Genomic DNA, 18,470 nt, shown 5'->3' with positions numbered 1-18,470 from the left:
TAGAATGGGGAAACCAACAGGATTTATGGAATATAAACGAACAAAAACGAAAGAGCAGCCTCCACTAGAGCGCATTTCGAATTGGAATGAATATGCTACTAGGCTGCCAGATGAAACCTTACAAGAGCAAGGTGCAAGATGTATGGATTGTGGCACACCGTTTTGTCATATGGGAGTTGAAATTCGAGGTGCTGCTGCAGGCTGTCCGATTCAGAATGTCATTCCAGAATGGAACGACTTAGTGTACAAAGGAAAGTGGAAGGAAGCATTAGATCGTCTACATATGACGAATAACTTCCCAGAATTCACAGGGCGTGTATGTCCAGCGCCTTGTGAAAGCTCTTGTACATTAGGAATTACAGATCCAGCAGTAGCCATCAAATCAATCGAACGTTCAATTATTGATAAAGGCTTTGAAAATAACTGGGTTCTTCCACGTATACCAAGAACGCGTACAGGTAAGAAAATTGCAGTGGTTGGTTCAGGTCCAGCAGGATTAGCTGCAGCAGACGACCTAAACCAGCTTGGGCATAGTGTAACTGTCTTTGAGCGTGCTGATCGTCCAGGTGGATTACTAATGTATGGTATTCCCAACATGAAGCTTGAAAAAGAAGTTATTGAACGCCGAGTGAACCTACTTCGCCAAGAAGGAATCGATTTTGTTTTAAGTACAGAAATCGGTAAGGATATTAATGCGGATGAATTAAGAGCACAGTATGATGCAGTAATTCTATGTATCGGTGCTCAAAAACAACGTGTCCTACATTTAGAAGGCAGTGATGCTAAAGGGGTACACTTAGCCATGGATTATTTAACAGGTGTAACTCAAAGCTTACTAGATTCTAATTTGAAAGACGGAAAAGCATTAAACGTTTCAGGTAAAGACGTCATCGTTATTGGTGGTGGTGATACTGGTGCTGACTGTGTAGCAACTGCTATTCGTCAAAAAGCACGCTCAGTACATCAATTTGGTAAGCATCCTGAGCTTCCAAAAACTCGTCAGGAGGACCGACCTTGGCCTCAAGATCCCAATGTATATAAACTTGATTATGCATATGAAGAAGTTGAGGCAGCAAAGGGACATGATCCCCGTGAGTATTGTATCCAAACAAAGAAAATTGTGAAGGACAAAATGGGTCGTGTAAAAGAACTTCATACGATTCAAATGGAGAAAATTTTAGGTGACGACGGCTTCTACTTCTTTAAAGAGATGCCAGGCACTGAAAAAGTATGGCCAGCACAAGCGGTATTCGTTGCAATTGGCTTTGAAGGAGTAGAAAAATCACTACCAGAGCAATTTGGGGTGACAATCTCGAACAATAAAATCCGTGCATCGATTAAAGATTTTGAAACAAATGTACCTGGCGTATTTACAGCAGGTGATGCAAGACGCGGTCAAAGCTTAGTGGTTTGGGCTATTAAAGAAGGGCGTTCTGTAGCAGCAAGTGTGGATGAATTTTTAGCTTTAGAAGTGAAGGCATAATTAAAGTGATTCCCGAGATTTTAGGAAAATCGGGAATCGCTTTTTATTTAGTAGAAAAGAATGTATAATACTTTCTTATTGTTTAAACTACCATAAAGCTAAGTGTTGAAAAATCGGGTAAATAGCGAAGTTTTAAATAGAAAATTTTTTTAATATAACTTCTTCTCACTATGTATAAGAAGTGAATACATATTGGCAAACTATTTGCGATACTTTTAACGTATTTGAAATTATATTGTCGAACATTATCGGTGAAATGAATTCTCAATTAGACTGTTTTTATTGAAAATGGATTATCCTACTTTTCCTCTAACTTACTTTTCTCCTAAACTATAAAAATGTGTAAAACATCAAGATCTTAATGGTTTTCGTTGAAATATAAGTTTTTCGAATAAATGTTTTGCATGGTTTCATGATTTCGGTTAAGATTAGAATGATAATAAATTAGAAATGGTTCTACCATTCAATGCACAACTACGGAGGTAATATAATGTCAACTTTAGTAATTAAAGATCTTCATGTATCAATCGAAGACAAGGAGATTTTAAAAGGTCTAAATCTTACAATTAATACAAACGAAATCCACGCTATCATGGGTCCAAACGGTACAGGTAAATCTACATTAGCTTCTGCTATTATGGGTCACCCTAAATACGAGGTTACTCAAGGTACAATTGAAATAGATGGTGAAAATGTGCTTGAAATGGAAGTTGATGAGCGTGCACAAGCTGGTCTTTTCTTAGCTATGCAATATCCATCAGAAATTTCAGGTGTAACAAATGCTGACTTCATTCGTTCTGCTATCAACGCACGTCGCGAAGAAGGCGATGAAATTTCATTAATGAAATTCATCCGTGAATTAGACAAATCTATGGATTTCCTAGAAATGGACCAAGAAATGGCTCAACGTTACTTAAACGAAGGTTTCTCTGGTGGGGAAAAGAAACGTAACGAAATCCTACAATTAATGATGATCAAGCCTAAGTTTGCAATCTTAGATGAAATCGATTCTGGTTTAGATATCGATGCATTAAAAGTAGTGGCAAAAGGTATTAACGAAATGCGCGGTGAAGGATTTGGCTGTATCGCAATCACTCACTACCAACGTTTACTAAACTACATCACTCCTGATCATGTACATGTTATGATGCAAGGTCGCGTTGTAAAATCTGGTGGTCCAGAATTAGCACAACGTTTAGAAGCAGAAGGTTATGACTGGATTAAACAAGAATTAGGAATCGAAGATACAGACGCGGTAACAGAAGAAGCATAAAGAGAGGACGAATAACATGACAGTTGAAACTAAATTGGCGTTATCAGCTACAGAAGTACGCTCGTTCTCACAAAACAACAATGAACCAGCTTGGTTTGGTTCTTTGCGTGCAGAAGCAATTGAAAAAGCTACTGAGCTTCCAATGCCAACACCAGACAAAACAAATATTACAAAGTGGAACTTCACAGAGTTCCCTCAACATACAGTAGAAAGTGCTACATTTAGCTCTCTAGATGAGCTTTCTGCAGAAGTTAAAGAAATTATCGATATTGAAGGCCAAGAAAACCTTTATATCCAACGTAACAACACAGCTGCATTCCTTAAAATCTCTGATGAGCTAAAAGCACAAGGTGTTATTTTCACAGATATTTTAACTGCAGTACGTGAACATAGTGACTTAGTTCAAAAATACTACATGACAGATGCTGTTAAAGTTGATGAGCATAAGTTAACTGCTTACCACGCAGCATTAGTAAACGGTGGGGTATTCTTATACGTGCCGAAAAATGTTGTTGTAGAAAAACCATTACAAGTGGTATTCCTACACGACAACGCTGATGCTTCATTATTCAACCACGTTTTAGTTGTTGCTGATTCTAATTCAGCTGTTACATATGTACAAACTTATGTATCAACTGTTGAACAATCAAATGGACAAGCAAATTTAATCGAAGAAGTAATCGCATTAGACAATGCACAGGTTACTTTTGGTTCAGTAGATGTTCTTGCAAAAGGCTTTACTACTTATGTAAACCGCCGTGGTCATGTTAAACGCGATGCTAAGGTTGACTGGGCATTAGGTTTAATGAATGATTCAGATACAATTTCCGAAAGCATTACTCATTTAGTTGGTGATGGTTCGCTTGCAAATACGAAAATTGTAGTAGTAGGACGCGGAGAACAAAAGCAAAACTTCACTACCGAAATTCGCCATTGGGGTAAAAATTCAGAAGGCTTTATCTTAAAGCATGGTGTTATGAAAGATTCTGCTCAAACTATTTTCAATGGTATCGGTAAAATCGAGCATGGTGCTAGTAAGTCAAATGCAGTGCAAGAATCACGTGTATTAATGCTTTCTGAAGGTGCTCGTGGAGATGCAAACCCGATTCTATTAATCGATGAAGACGATGTAATGGCAGGACATGCAGCATCAGTTGGTCGTGTTGACCCATTACAACTTTTCTACTTAATGAGTCGTGGTCTTTCAAAAGCAGAAGCAGAACGTTTAGTAATTCACGGTTTCTTAGCTCCTGTAGTAACAAATCTTCCTATCGAAAGCGTTAAAAATCAATTAACGAAGGTTATTGAAGGGAAAGTTCGCTAATGAATGAAATTCGCAAACAATTTCCTGTACTAAATCAAGAAGTAAACGGGCATCCGCTCGTTTACCTTGATAGTGCTGCTACATCCCAAAAGCCAGTGCAAGTATTAGAAGCTGTAAGAAATTATTACGAGTTAGACAATTCTAACGTACATCGTGGTGTACATACACTTGGAAATCGTGCGACAGATTCATATGAAGGAGCTCGCGAAAAAATCCGCAAGTTCATCAATGCGAAATCTACAAAAGAAATTATCTACACTCGTGGTACAACAACTTCTATAAATACTGTTGCTGGTGCTTATGGACGCATGAATGTAAATGAAGGCGACGAAATTGTTATTTCACATATGGAGCATCACTCGAACTTGATTCCATGGCAACAGCTTGCAAAAGAAAAAGGTGCTGTATTAAAGTACTTTGAACTTGAGCAAGATGGTACAATTACACTTGAAACTGTACGCAATACGATTACAGATAAAACAAAAATCGTTGCTATTACAATGGCTTCAAACGTGCTAGGAACGATTAATCCAATCAAAGAAATTACGAAAATTGCCCATGAAGCAGGGGCTGTCATTGTCGTAGATGCTGCTCAAGCTGCACCACATATGCCAATTGATGTACAAGATTTAGATTGTGATTTCTTAGCTTTTTCTGGTCATAAAATGTGTGGTCCAACGGGTACAGGTGTACTATATGGGAAACAAGCCCATCTAGAAAGCATGGAGCCAATAGAATTTGGTGGCGAAATGATTGATTTTGTAGATCTACATGATTCTACTTGGAAGGAGCTGCCTTGGAAATTTGAAGGCGGTACACCTAACATTGCTGGGGCTATCGGCTTAGGAGCTGCCATTGATTTCCTAACTGAAATTGGTTTAGAAAAAATTGCAGAGCACGAGCATAACCTAGTAGAATATGCACTGAATGAAATGGACAAAATTGAAGGTGTATCTATTTATGGACCTCGTGACCCACAAAAACGTTGCGGTTTAATCACTTTCAACATTGACGGTGTACATCCTCATGATTTAGCAACTGTTTTAGATATGAATGGTATTGCTGTCCGTGCTGGTCATCACTGTGCACAGCCATTAATGAAATGGCTACAATGTACAGCTACAGCTCGTGCAAGCTTCTATATCTATAATACAAAAGAAGATGTTGATCGACTTGTTGAAGGATTGCGCATAGCGAAGGAGTATTTTAACGATGTCTTTTAATAATAATTTAGATCAGCTCTACCGCTCAGTTATTATGGATCATTATAAAAAACCACGCAACAAGGGTTCTCTTGATGGTGACAGTGTTACAATCGATATGAATAACCCTACATGTGGTGACCGTATTCATTTAACATTAAAGATTAACGATGGTTTAGTCGAAGATGCTAAATTTGATGGCGAAGGCTGTTCCATTTCAATGTCTTCTGCATCTATGATGACAGAGGTTATTAAAGGGAAGAAATTAGACGAAGCTCTTGAACTAGCTGAAATTTTCTCGAATATGATGCTAGGTGAAGACTATACAGATAAATACGATCTTGGTGATGTTGAAGCGCTGCAAGGTGTTTCAAAATTCCCAGCACGAATTAAGTGTGCAACATTGGCTTGGAAAGCAATGGAAAAGGGTGTAAACGAACAAAGATAAGTAGTTTGAACGGAGGAGAATAAAATGGCAAAAAAAATGCCTGATATCGGCGATTACAAATACGGCTTCCATGATAAAGACGTATCAGTTTTCCGTTCAAAACGTGGATTAACTGAAGAAATCGTACGTGAAATTTCAAAAATGAAAAACGAACCAGAGTGGATGTTAAACTATCGCTTAAAAGCTTTAGAAATCTTCTACTCAAAACCAATGCCACAATGGGGTGGCGACCTTGGATCTTTAAACTTCGATGAAATTACTTACTATGTAAAGCCATCTGAAGCAACTCAAAAATCTTGGGATGAAGTACCTGAAGAAATCAAAGCTACTTTTGACAAATTAGGTATTCCTGAAGCTGAACAAAAATATTTAGCTGGTGTATCTGCTCAGTATGAATCTGAAGTAGTTTACCACAACATGAAAAAAGACCTTGAAGATCTAGGTATCGTTTTCAAAGATACAGACTCTGCATTACGCGAAAACGAAGATATCTTCAAAAAATATTGGGGTACTGTAATTCCATCTTCAGACAACAAATTTGCTGCACTTAACTCAGCTGTTTGGTCTGGTGGATCTTTCATCTACGTACCACCTGGTATTAAATTAGACACACCATTACAAGCGTACTTCCGTATTAACTCTGAAAACATGGGTCAATTCGAGCGTACATTAATCATTGTTGACGAAGGTTCAAGTGTACACTATGTAGAAGGCTGTACAGCTCCTGTATACACAACAAACTCACTTCACTCAGCAGTAGTTGAAATCATTGTTAAGAAGGATGCATACTGCCGTTATACAACAATCCAAAACTGGGCGAACAACGTGTATAACCTAGTTACAAAACGTACTGTTGTTGAAGAAAACGGTACAATGGAATGGATTGATGGTAACATCGGTTCTAAATTAACAATGAAATACCCTGCATGTATCTTAAAAGGTGAAGGTGCACGTGGTATGACACTTTCTATCGCAATCGCTGGTAAAGGTCAACACCAAGATGCTGGTGCGAAAATGATTCACTTAGCACCAAACACATCTTCAACAATCGTATCGAAATCGATCTCTAAACAAGGCGGTAAAGTAACTTACCGTGGTATCGTTCGCTTTGGTAAAAAAGCAACTGGTGCTCGTTCAAACATCGAATGTGATACATTAATCTTAGATAACGAATCAACATCAGATACAATTCCTTACAACGAAATCTTAAATGATAACGTATCTTTAGAGCACGAAGCAAAAGTATCTAAAGTATCTGAAGAGCAATTATTCTACCTAATGAGCCGTGGTATCTCTGAAGGTGAAGCAACAGAAATGATCGTAATGGGCTTCATCGAACCATTCACAAAAGAATTACCAATGGAATACGCAGTAGAAATGAACCGCCTAATCAAGTTCGAGATGGAAGGTTCTATCGGTTAATAGCTTATAAACTGTTAATATAAAAGGGTTTTCGAGTCATTGTAAAATGCTCGAAAACCCTTTTTGCTTACTAAGATTATATTTAAAGGCTGAGTGTATTTTGCTCGGTTTTTTTTTGCACCAGCTTATTTAAGACAAAGTGAGGCGAGGAGCAACTAAAATTAGTTGGTAAATAAAACAAATCTGCCTCTAATATTTATCGGTCATTCAACCCTTTCCCCTCAAATATCTTTGGTATACACTTTTCAATCCTTGACTCTCGAGTTTTAGATTGTTTAGGTGTCGAGAAATGAAGAAGGTATGCTCTTTGGCGACCAGGTGTTAATGCTTCAAATGCTGTTTTTAAATCAGGGTTTTCATCTAGCTTTGTTTGAAACTCCTCAGCCATTGTGAATTCTGTCGTTTGCTTGAATACAATTTCCGCACCGGATTTTTCAATCTCAATCGCCTGGAGTACATATTCTTCCAACGCTTCTTCTAAATCATTAATTTGCTGTAGGCTAGTAAATCGAATCTGACGAGCAGCTTGTACATTCTCTGATTGCTGGATGAGTATCCCATGTGGATCCTTTAACAAAGCCCCTTTGTGAAAAAGTAGTGCACAATATTCTTTAAATCCGTGTATTAACACGACGTTCTTGTTTTCATAAGTATAACAAGGATGCATCCACTTAAATTCTTCGGCAAGCTCTTCAACATTGTGGATAATTTCTCGTAACTTCTCAAATTCCGCTTTCCATTTTGTTTCTTTACTTAAAAACTCCTCAACCTTAGGATTACTTTTTGTCACTCAGAAACACCTCACGTAATAGCATCTTTTATAATTTGAACTTTTACTTAAATATACATTAAACCTTGAATTCATTCTACTTTTCAAATGATTGAAGCACTTCTTTGCGAATTTTTTTGTTTTGAAAAGTGCATCTTGAGTGAAGTGTTTCCTGGCAATAGATTTCGTTCAAAAAGTCCCTCATCCTCTTTAAGAAAGACATTTTGTGAATTTATTTCTTTGAATGAACGCCACTATGGATGGGAGAATCTGAAAAAGTGGCAAACATACAACGTGTGAACGCCACTATAGATGGGGCAATCCGAAATAATGGCATTCATTCCAATTCGGTATATGAAAGCTTTTCGAAATAGCTACCAGTTATTTTGTCATTCACCCTTCTTACGAAAGTCATTCCTGTCTATTTTTCCTGAAACAACTTCATCCAAAGAAGTATGAACTATTTCTTTCGGAAAAGTTCACCATAAGCTTACAACAATCCAAAGCCCCCACAAATAGAACTCCAACCATTACTTATGGTATATTGTATAAAAATGGAATAGTTGAAGGTAGGTGTAATAAACGATGCAGTTAACAATACGAGGGACGGGGCAGGATATACAGGTCATTTCATATTTGTTGGCGAAAAATCCTAATAACCTTTATGAGAGAAGGGTAAGTGGCCATTTAGTACGTATGTTTTTTAGTCAATTCTCTGAGGAAGAAGTGGAAGTTACTTTTTTTGTAACGCCCGATCCGATTGAGCTTTCGAGGAATAATTCGAAGGTGTACGATATTACTTCTTATATTAATGACCGTGAATTTGTGGTGAGCAGTATCTTTTGTACTTTTTTAAGAACAGCTCTTGGCACGGCACTAAACGGAAAGCCAGTTGAGGAATATGAGCCTTGGGTGAATCATCCGTTCCCATTGGAATTTTCCTTTGGACCAGTTGCTTCACAGCTAACTGATCAAGATATCCAGAGCTTATTTCAGCCCTTAGGTTATGCGGTTGAAATTACTTATGGAGAGGCTGATTATAATATGGATTTTAAATCAAAAAGTTCGGCTAGATTCATCACCTTGAAAGGCTCGACTACTCTTCAGATGGGACTTAGACAGCTGTTTGTTTTGATTCCGGTTTTGGACAATTATAAGCATTATTATATTGATGAGCAGGAAGTCGAGAAAATTGTACGTTACGGTGAGGGGTGGTTGGACAAGCATCCTAAAAGAGAGTTCATATTGCGCCAAGCCCTACGATTTAAGGAAGTCTACGGCCAATTCGAAAATCAACATACCAAGAAAGAAAACGAATCATCACCGAAACTAAGATTAAACGACCTGCGTTACGATAAAATAGTCGGAAAAGTAAATCAATTAAAGCGTAAAGAGACCGTAGTAGACCTTGGTTCAGGAGAAGGGAAGCTATCGGAAAAATTAGGCTTTATCGATGGAGTTAAAGAAATATTAGCGGTCGAGCCATCCGAATCGGCAACGCTTAAAGCACTTAAACGCTTTGAAAAGGCAGCCCAGGATAAGAATTTTGTGAAACCAAGGCAAATTTTCGGCTCGCTCTTTTACTATGATGAGCGTTTGAAAGGTAAGGATGTACTTATTCTTTGTGAAGTAATTGAGCATATAGATGAATACCGTTTACCTAAAATCATACAGACTATTTTGCAGGATTATCGACCGAGAACGCTGATAATTACTACGCCTAACCAAGAGTATAACGAGGTATATGGAATGGGTGGGGATTACCGACATCCTGACCACCGTTTTGAGTGGACTAGAGAAGAATTTCAAACTTGGTGCAAAACCCAAAATGAGAATCATGAATATAACATCGCGTTTGATGGAATCGGTGAAGAACACGAGCTTCACGGTTATCCGACTCAGATGTGTTTGTTTACGAGAAAGGAGCTTTAAACCATGGAGATTACGCTACCCTATGCAGGTATTGTGTTACTAGTTGGTCCTTCCAATAGTGGAAAGTCCTCCTTTCTCAAGCAACAAATTGAAAAGGGGAAAATCCTTCCGTCAGAGGTAATTAGCTCAGATGATTATCGAATACGTGTTGGCGATGTGGAATTTATAGATTGGAGTCATCGGTGGAAGGATGTATCGGAAAGCTTGTTTGATGAATATCAAAGAATTTCTCAAGAAGCCTTCTCCCTGATGGAAGCAACAATCGAGGCGAGATGCCGGTTAAATAAGATGACGATTGTGGATGCTACTCATTTATATGCTGATGATCGAAAAAGATATATAGAGCTTGGGAAAAAGCATCATGTTCCGGTTATGACTCTTGTATTGGATGTAGAGCAAGAAGAGCTGCTTGAACGTGATAAACTACGAAAAAATCCGCGTGGTAGTAAACGAATTAAACAACAGTATCAGGTATTTAAAAGAGAAAAACGTTTTATAAAAAAAGAAGGCTATTTAGCGAGTTATTTCATTTCAGATGTAAGTGAAGTGGAGGTTATTAGAAAAACGCAAAATCCACTTCATCTTGAGGTAGGTAATGGCATCGATATTATTGGCGATATTCATGGCTGCTATGATGAAATGATTGAACTACTTGAAAGGCTAGGTTATGAAAAGGATCATCAAAATCTTTATATTCATCCAGAGGGACGAAGATTTTTATCTCTTGGCGATATTATGAGCCGTGGACCCGAGTCTCTAAAAACGATGGAATTTTTCATGCGTCATGTGAATGAAAATCTAGCCTATATGATTGATAGTAATCATGGCTGGAAAATTGCTCGGTGGTTAGAGGGAAAAAATGTTACCTTAAATCACGGGGATGAGCTGGTGGAAGAAGAGCTAGCTAGGTATGGAGAAACTGGCGACATCACTCAACTCAAACAAGAACTAAAGCCATTTCTCCTTAGAGCACCCTCGCATTATATTTTAACGAAAAATAACGTTCCAACATTGGTCTGCACACATGCAGGGATAAAAGATGATTTCATCGGGAAGCAATCCTATGACATTAGTGATTTTTGTCGTTACGGCGATAATGAAGGGCTTGATGAGACAGGTAAACCGATTCGGAAGGATTGGACTATCCATCATAAAACAAGTACTTTAATTGTCTGGGGGCATGACCCTAAGCCAAAGCCGCTGGTCGTGAATAATACCATTAATATTGACCAGGGAGTTGTGTTTGGTGGGGAGCTTACTGCATTCCGCTATCCAGAGCAGGAATTTGTGGCGGTTCAAGCTAAACAGGATTACTCGGGAGGTCACAATAACCCGCTAATCGAGTTGAAAAAGAAAAGGTTAAATCCGCCGAACATTGCCAAATTTATTGATGGCTTTTCCGTTTTAACAGAGCACATAGGAAGCATTAAAATACCAAAAGAATATGCGCTAGCCTCAGTCGATACTTTGTCACATTTTACTGTACCGATTGAAGAGCTGGTTTATATCCCACCTACAATGAGTCCTACGCCGAAGCCTTCTTCCATAGAAGGGTATCTGGAACACCCTCGAGAAGCGATTGAATACTACCGAAGTCTAGGCATTAACCGGATGGTTGCAGAGAAGAAGCATATGGGAAGTAGGGGAATCCTCTATTTATTTAAAGATAAAGAGGCGGGACGAAAATTTGTAGGGCGAGAAACGCTTGGAGTCATCTATACTCGAACAGGTAGAAGATTTTTTGATATTGAAATAGAAGGTGAAATTCTTTCTAGAATCAATCAAAGCCTAACAGCTAATGATTATTTTAATAAGTATGAGACAGAATTCCTTCTTGTTGATGCGGAGATTATGCCCTGGAATTTGAAGGCAAAGGAGCTTATTAGCAGTCAATATGCACATGTGGCCGAAAATGCATTTTTAGATCGCAGTCTGTTAAAAAATAAGCTCGAAGGTGCGGCTTACAATAACGAAAATCTGAATGCTTGGCTAAAGGAATACGATGAAATGCTTGTGAATTCTCAAGTTTTCAAGGATGTGTTCCAAAAATACTGCTGGGAAATTAATGATCTAGATCAAATCCAAATTGCTCCTTTCCATATTCTAGCCCATAGTAATGAAACCTTTTTTGATAAGCCACACACTTGGCATATGGAGTTGAACAAGGAATTTGCTGAAATGGACAAGCTCTTTGTTGAAACAGAATATATGGTCATTGATGATCCAGCTAGTGAGGAAGAGGTCATCAGATGGTGGGATGAGATTACAAGTGATGGGCATGAGGGAATTGTCATTAAGCCAGAGACATTTATCGCGAAGTCAAAGGGAAGGCTGATTCAACCAGCTATTAAGGTTAGAGGTAGAAAATATCTTAATATCATCTATGGCATGGATTACTTACAGCCAGGAAATCTTACTAGATTAAAGCAGCGGAATGTGGGGAAAAAGCAAAAGCTTGCATTAAAAGAATTCTCACTAGGAGTAGAGGGAATACAAAGGCTAGTAAATGGTGAATCCACTGAAAGGGTTCATGAATGTGTACTTGGAACTTTGGCAATGGAGTCAGATCCAGTAGATCCGAGATTATAAATAAAACGGTAATGATACAAGAGTCAGTTAATAACAAAGTTAAAATAGACCAGGATACACGGACCCTGGTCTATTTATATAGACATAATCATTCAACTACCTAATGTTTGAAAAGAAGGGAAGGATTATCAGGCAAATTGCTAATATGAAGGTGGCTATTGAGCCGAGTTTACTTTTATCCTTCCACAGCATTATGGAATAGCCAATTGTGTAAATAAAAATAGGTACGATTATAAACCAAATGATGATTTCCACATTAATCCCTCATTTCTTCGAGCTCAGGCACTTTGCTTTGGTTTCCAAAGTTACCAATATTAACTTTAACTGTCAGATTTACATCTATTTCTGGATAGGTTTCCATCCAGTCGAAATCTTCAAATTCTTTTATTGTTAAGAATTCCTTTCTTGCAATTAACGACCAGCCGAATGGTTCACCCTTAAACTCTTCCTGTGTTTTTTTGATTAGCTTATTATAGGTATTCGTAACTTCTTCTTCAATACTTTGTTTTAAGCGTTCTCTTTTTTCTGAATCATTTACATAGTCAACCATACTGTGCTGGCTTAATATATCGATATAAAGTGGGATTGATACATCAATAGTAGGCAGAGGACTTTTTAAATCCATTTTAATTTTTATATCTTCTTTTTGAAGTATTCTAGTTGTAACCCTATACCTATCATCAAAAGGATCCTTATAGGTTGCTATAATGGAGCCCATATTTAAACCTTCATTTATAAGAACTGCTGCTCGAGTTTCTTCTCCTGTAAGTGTTCCAATCATTTGCCCTTCTTTGAAAACCGCTGAACCCATGAATTGAACTTTATTTGATTCGCCTCCGATTTCAATTTGCCCTGCCATAAAATTATCCTCTTCTTCACTTCTTTTATATTCCGATTTTTCACTCGTACCATATATCCCTAAAAAGAGGCTAGCATCTGCTTGCGTGATCCTATAATATCTACCCAGATTTGAATGAGAATTGGGTATCATTCCTGCCTTACTAGCGTATTTTAAAATCAAATCATAGTATTTATGGATCCTCGATTCTAATTTAGGTTGATTTTGTTTGAAGAATTTCGTACTTTCTTCTTTCACTACAATAAGAGGTGTATCACGTTTAATCTCTCTTTCTTTAGTAGCATCGTACATCCATCTTATAAAATTTTTATCTTTTGCTAGTTCTTCAGAAACAATAATAACGCTTAATAAGTTAAAAGAAATCTCTTTTGCCACAACAGTATTAGCTTTATTTCTTGCAACATTTATATCGTTCGCATCAAAAGTGATTGTTTCCATAGGAGGCTCGGTAGTCATTGCTTCTTTTTTTGAAAACTCAGGATTTGCGATAATATAGGAAATTTGGATTTGATTTTCATTGTCACTTTTACTTTTATCTAATCCTATAGCGACGACATAAGCTCTTTCTTCGATAGAGGTTTGATCCCAGCATCCGCTAAGTAGAGGAATGAGGAAAATAAAGAAGAGCATTAGACTACCACGCTTAATATTATTCATTTTTAAAATCCCCCTTTAATTTAGCTGTTATCCATAAAAGACAGGGAAACAGTAAAAAAATTGGAGTAATTAAATTCAAAAAGATAACTCTGAAATCATTCATAGAGAAAACAGATGACTCGGGTATTAACCCTGCTAAAATTGTAAAGACAGCCAAAGCTGGTACAACATATTCAAACTGTTTAATTTTGAATACAGCACCGAACAGAAGAGCGCCTAAATACAAATAGAAAGCAAATCTGATAAATGAAGAAATTAACCAAAAAGGGAAAAATAGTAGCTCTACATTATTTAGAAATCCAATCTCAATATAACGAATTGTTTCGTGATAAGGGTAATCAAACATTCGTACTCCATAATAGTCAAATAACATGACATAACCAATTAAAGAAAGCACAAACGCTAGTAAGATGATAACAAAACCAATCCATATCCCTTTTTTATAAATAGTAGCGCTTTTTACATTCGATGCTATAAGAGCTAAATATAAAAAATCCATTAGAATAGATGAATTTTGATAGCTGCCTTTCACCAATTCCAAACCACCTGTACCAAGTATTGGGAATATTTGATTGAATTCTCCTTGAACAAACACAACACTTAATATAACAAGCAATGAGAGACAAATCCAAAACAGCATAACCCAAGCACTCGAACCGATATACTCTATCCCTTTCTTAGCTCCATAGGCTGCTACCCCTAACAGTAAGAGATAAATAACAACTGTAGGTGTCTTGCTAAAGTACATTGTTCCAATTATGTCAGTATATATGGATGTATTGTTGATATTTGTAAATATTTGCAAAATGCATAAAGTAAAGAGAAGAACAAAACCGATGTGTTTTCCAAATAAATGTAAGATAATATCTATTAAATTTTTATCTTGATATAGTGTAATAAGCTTAGTTATAAGTAAAATAGGTATCAATGATATGAGGCCAATAATAAGAATGCCGATCCAAGCAGCTGTTCCAAAAGCCTCATAAAAAATAGTGGGTGTATTGTCGGCAACCTTTGTTCCTACATTTAGTATAATTATAGCTACAAGTTCTTTTAGCCCGATTTTTCCCTTTGTACTATCCATACTATTCATCTATTGACTTTCCTTCTTTTTCACAATATCTTTTGGTTTTAAGTAACCAGGTCTATATTGTTCTGTTTTTAAGATTTTTCTAAAAAAAGTATCCTTTGACGAGATATATTTTGGCGTCATAGGGGCTAAATAGGGTACACCGAAAGAATAGAACGAAACTAAATAGAATATCCCAATTGTTAACACGGCAGTCATTCCATAAAACCCAAAAATAGCTGCAGAAGCAATAAAGAGAAATCTTGATAATCGAACAGAAAAATTCAATTTCATGTCACCTATTGCAAACGAACACAACCCACTAAGGGCAACGATAATAACTACTAGAGGACTGACAATATTAGCTTCGACCGCAGCTTGTCCTAGTATTAGAGCACCTACAATCCCTATAGTTGGCCCAATTGGATTAGGGACACGTAGACCACCCTCTCTAATTAGCTCAAAGGCTATTTCCATCATGAGTATCTCGATAATTGTCGGGAAAGGTACTACTTCACGAGTTGCCGAAATAGCGAGAAGTAAATCGGTGGGTACCATTTCCACATGATAATTCGTTATCGCGATATACAGTGCAGAGATAAATAAGGTGATAAGTAGAGCTAAAAGTCGTAATAAACGAATAAAATTCCCGAATATAAAGCGTAAATAATGGTCCTCAGAATTATGGAAAAATGACCAAAAAGTAGCTGGTAATACTAAAGAATCTGGGGAATTATCCATTAATAAAACAATATATCCATCCTCTAAAAAGGAAGTTGCACGGTCTGGTCGTTCTGTACTTAATATAGTCGGAAAAATAGATTTCACTTTATCTTCAATGTACTGCTCAAGTAACGAAAGGTTTTGTATAGAATTAATGTCCAGGGAGTTAATTCTATCTTTAATATTTTGGAGCAATTTTTCGTCTGCTAAATCTTTCATATATACAATATATAAAACGTTGTTTGAGTTTTTGGAGATAGTGATGGATTCAAAAATAAGATTCTCATTTCTTATTTTTTTTCTTAATAATGAAATATTGTCAATCACATTCTCATTAAAGGCTTCTTTAGGTCCATTTACGACAACTTCATTTAAAGGTTTTTCAACACTTCTTCCTTGAAATTTACTGCTACTAAAAATGTAGGCTTTAGGTTCACCGTCGATAAGAAGTGCTGTATTTCCGTTATTTATGTCTTGTAATATATTTGAGAAATTTTCATGTGTGTTTAATAATTGTGCAGGGCTTATGTTTTCAAGCTTTTTTTCAGTGCTATTATTTGTTAGCAACGGTCTAATGATATGTTCTTCTATCTTCTCGCTATCAGTAATACTGTTGATATAGATGACTGTAGCTTTTTTATCTAATCCACTAATCGAAAAATTTCGGATGACTATATCCTGATTTAATGGTACTGAATAGAATTTTTTTAAAATCTCAATTGTATCTTCTAAATTGGAGTCAATCGCTTTATTCTTTAAAGTTGTAAGATCTTCCATATTCCTCTCAACTCCACTTTTTAGCTTAGAATTTCACTGGAATGAGGAATTTATACGTAAATTACAAAAATGGCTAAAGAGTTTAGTTTTTTGTTTTATTGGATATTAAAGGTCAAAAAAAGCTGTTCAATTTGTCTAATTTCTAGACAGCTGAACAGCTTATTTTTTAATCGATATATTGTTTTTCTACTAAAATTTCGATCAATTGTTGTGCACATTCCTCAATAGAGAAGTTCTCACTATCGACAATGATTTCAGGATTTACTGGTGCTTCATAAGGTGCACTAATTCCAGTAAAGTTTTTGATTTCTTCATTGCGTGCTTTTTTATAAAGCCCCTTTGGATCACGTCGTTCGCATTCCTCAACAGAGCATTTTACGAAGACCTCTATAAACTCTCCCTCTTCAACTAAAGCACGAACCACATCACGATCCTCTTGGTAAGGTGAGATGAAGGCAGTAAGGACAATTTGACCGCTCTCAACGAAAAGCTTGGAAACCTCACCGATTCGACGGATGTTTTCCTTACGTGATTCTTCATCAAATCCTAAGTCTTTGTTTAAGCCATGACGAATATTATCGCCATCAAGCACAAAGGTTTGGTTGCCTCTTTCAAATAATTCTCTTGCTAATGCATTTGCAATTGAGGATTTTCCTGAAGCGGAAAGTCCAGTGAACCATAGGATAAAGCTTTGATGTTTGTTTTTTTCTCTTCTTTCAGTTTTGCCGATGGAGGCATCATGCCATACAATGTTTGAGCTCATACTTTACACCTCTTTTGTTTATGAATGTACTTCTTTACGAAGACCGTTAATTAAAACTTCGATAACTTCTTTTCTACTGAATGTGCTTGGAGGAATTTCACCATTTCTAAGCATTTCACGAACCTTTGTACCCGATAAAATGATGCGAGCAGAGGCATCATGAGGGCATGTTTTTGTTGTTGCCATACCTTCGCAAGCAGTGCAATAGAAGCTATGCTCGAATTTCAAAGGTGTAATGCCAATCTCTTCAGGTGTGAAGTTTTCGAAGATGATCTGTGCATCATATGTGCCATAGTAATCGCCAACTCCTGCATGGTCACGCCCAACGATAAAGTGTGTGCACCCATAATTTTTACGAACGAGCGCATGGAAAATCGCTTCTCTTGGACCTGCATAGCGCATCGCAGCAAGGAATACACCCAATTGAACACGTTCCCTTGGATAGTATTGGTCTAGTAATACCTCATAGCTTTCCATACGGATTTCAGCTGAAATATCATCAGACTTAGTTTCGCCAACTAATGGATTCAGGAAAAGACCGTCCACTGTTTCTAGTGCAACCTTTTGGATATACTCATGAGCACGGTGGACAGGATTTCTTGTTTGGAAGCCAACGATTGTTTCCCAGCCTTTTTTAGCAAAGATTGCTCTCGTTTCACTTGGTTCAAAGCTATAAGCAGGGAATTGCTTCTCTGATTTTTTGATTAAAGTAGTTTTCCCGCCTACATAAACGGCTGGGCGATCAAATAGCTTTTTAACGCCAGGATGATTTAAATCATCTGTACCATAAACTAAGCGAGCTTCAACCTGTTTGTCAGGTGTGTAAATTTCACTAACCTCGATTAGACCATATACTTCACCATTGAAAGTTAGCTTTACTTTTTCGCCAATTTCTAAAGTAGCTGCAATCACTTCTGATACTGGTAAAGCAATTGGAATACTCCAAACTGTTCCAGAAGCAAGACGCATATTATGAACAACATTCTCATAATCAGCCTTTGTTAAGAAACCTTCAATCGGGCTATATGCTCCAATGCCGATTAACTCAAGATCACTTAATGCGATAGCATCAAGTTGAATTTCTTTTGTTAGATTTTCAATTGATTCGTTTGGATTGAAATTTTGTACTAACTTTCCTCCGTGTGGTTGTAAGCTCATTAGTTATTCCTCCTAAATCTAG

The 18,470-nt window shown here is 37.1% G+C and carries 14 protein-coding genes; 8 read left to right on the top strand and 6 right to left on the bottom strand.

Annotated features, from left to right (window positions below):
* The first annotated feature begins 4 nt into the window (after positions 1–4).
* The 6 genes from LG296_RS14620 (at position 5) to sufB (ending at position 7,152) form a co-directional block, all read left to right on the top strand.
* The gene (locus tag LG296_RS14620; RefSeq protein ID WP_107935066.1) at positions 5–1,483 is read left to right on the top strand and encodes a glutamate synthase subunit beta; all 1,479 of its coding nucleotides are present in this window, start codon (positions 5–7) and stop codon (positions 1,481–1,483) included.
* 490 nt (positions 1,484–1,973) lie between these two features.
* Positions 1,974–2,756: a Fe-S cluster assembly ATPase SufC gene (gene sufC, locus LG296_RS14615; RefSeq protein WP_107935065.1), complete on the top strand. Its 783-nt coding sequence runs from the start codon at positions 1,974–1,976 to the stop codon at positions 2,754–2,756.
* Between the two features lie 16 nt (positions 2,757–2,772).
* On the top strand, positions 2,773–4,080 hold the full coding sequence (sufD, locus tag LG296_RS14610) for a Fe-S cluster assembly protein SufD (RefSeq protein ID WP_107935064.1): 1,308 nt from the start codon (positions 2,773–2,775) through the stop codon (positions 4,078–4,080).
* The gene (locus tag LG296_RS14605) at positions 4,080–5,303 is read left to right on the top strand and encodes a cysteine desulfurase (RefSeq protein WP_107935063.1); all 1,224 of its coding nucleotides are present in this window, start codon (positions 4,080–4,082) and stop codon (positions 5,301–5,303) included. The genes sufD and LG296_RS14605 overlap by 1 nt, the downstream gene beginning before the upstream one ends.
* Entirely contained in the window at positions 5,293–5,730 is a 438-nt protein-coding gene (sufU, locus tag LG296_RS14600; protein ID WP_107935062.1) for a Fe-S cluster assembly sulfur transfer protein SufU, read from the top strand. The genes LG296_RS14605 and sufU overlap by 11 nt, the downstream gene beginning before the upstream one ends.
* Before the next feature lie 24 nt (positions 5,731–5,754).
* On the top strand, positions 5,755–7,152 hold the full coding sequence (gene sufB / locus LG296_RS14595; RefSeq protein WP_107935061.1) for a Fe-S cluster assembly protein SufB: 1,398 nt from the start codon (positions 5,755–5,757) through the stop codon (positions 7,150–7,152).
* Between the two features lie 196 nt (positions 7,153–7,348).
* Here the strand turns inward: sufB and LG296_RS14590 are convergent, their stop codons facing one another.
* Positions 7,349–7,942, bottom strand: coding sequence for a YdeI family protein (locus LG296_RS14590; RefSeq protein ID WP_107935060.1), 594 nt, complete (start codon positions 7,940–7,942; stop codon positions 7,349–7,351).
* Between the two features lie 564 nt (positions 7,943–8,506).
* Here LG296_RS14590 and LG296_RS14585 point away from each other — a divergent pair.
* Positions 8,507–9,853 (top strand): 3' terminal RNA ribose 2'-O-methyltransferase Hen1, encoded by a 1,347-nt coding sequence (locus LG296_RS14585; protein WP_107935059.1) that lies wholly within the window; start codon positions 8,507–8,509, stop codon positions 9,851–9,853.
* A 3-nt stretch (positions 9,854–9,856) separates the two neighbouring features.
* Positions 9,857–12,442, top strand: coding sequence for a polynucleotide kinase-phosphatase (locus LG296_RS14580; protein ID WP_107935058.1), 2,586 nt, complete (start codon positions 9,857–9,859; stop codon positions 12,440–12,442).
* A 256-nt stretch (positions 12,443–12,698) separates the two neighbouring features.
* Here the strand turns inward: LG296_RS14580 and LG296_RS14575 are convergent, their stop codons facing one another.
* From LG296_RS14575 to sat, 5 genes are all read right to left on the bottom strand, one after another.
* The gene (locus LG296_RS14575; RefSeq protein WP_107935057.1) at positions 12,699–13,958 is read right to left on the bottom strand and encodes a Ger(x)C family spore germination protein; all 1,260 of its coding nucleotides are present in this window, start codon (positions 13,956–13,958) and stop codon (positions 12,699–12,701) included.
* Positions 13,951–15,042, bottom strand: coding sequence for an endospore germination permease (locus LG296_RS14570; protein ID WP_181418023.1), 1,092 nt, complete (start codon positions 15,040–15,042; stop codon positions 13,951–13,953). Before LG296_RS14570 ends, LG296_RS14575 begins: the two co-directional genes overlap by 8 nt.
* A gap of 9 nt (positions 15,043–15,051) precedes the next feature.
* The gene (locus LG296_RS14565; protein ID WP_107935055.1) at positions 15,052–16,527 is read right to left on the bottom strand and encodes a spore germination protein; all 1,476 of its coding nucleotides are present in this window, start codon (positions 16,525–16,527) and stop codon (positions 15,052–15,054) included.
* Between the two features lie 166 nt (positions 16,528–16,693).
* Positions 16,694–17,290 carry an adenylyl-sulfate kinase gene (gene cysC, locus LG296_RS14560; RefSeq protein WP_107935054.1) on the bottom strand — a complete coding sequence of 199 codons (597 nt, stop codon included), beginning with the start codon at positions 17,288–17,290 and terminating at the stop codon, positions 16,694–16,696.
* An 18-nt stretch (positions 17,291–17,308) separates the two neighbouring features.
* Positions 17,309–18,448: a sulfate adenylyltransferase gene (gene sat, locus LG296_RS14555; RefSeq protein WP_107935053.1), complete on the bottom strand. Its 1,140-nt coding sequence runs from the start codon at positions 18,446–18,448 to the stop codon at positions 17,309–17,311.
* Between the last annotated feature and the right edge of the window lie 22 nt (positions 18,449–18,470).

It is taken from the genome of Ureibacillus chungkukjangi (genome assembly GCF_044795995.1).
GTDB classification, from domain to species: domain Bacteria; phylum Bacillota; class Bacilli; order Bacillales_A; family Planococcaceae; genus Ureibacillus; species Ureibacillus chungkukjangi.
This window is presented reverse-complemented; position numbering and strand designations above follow the sequence as displayed.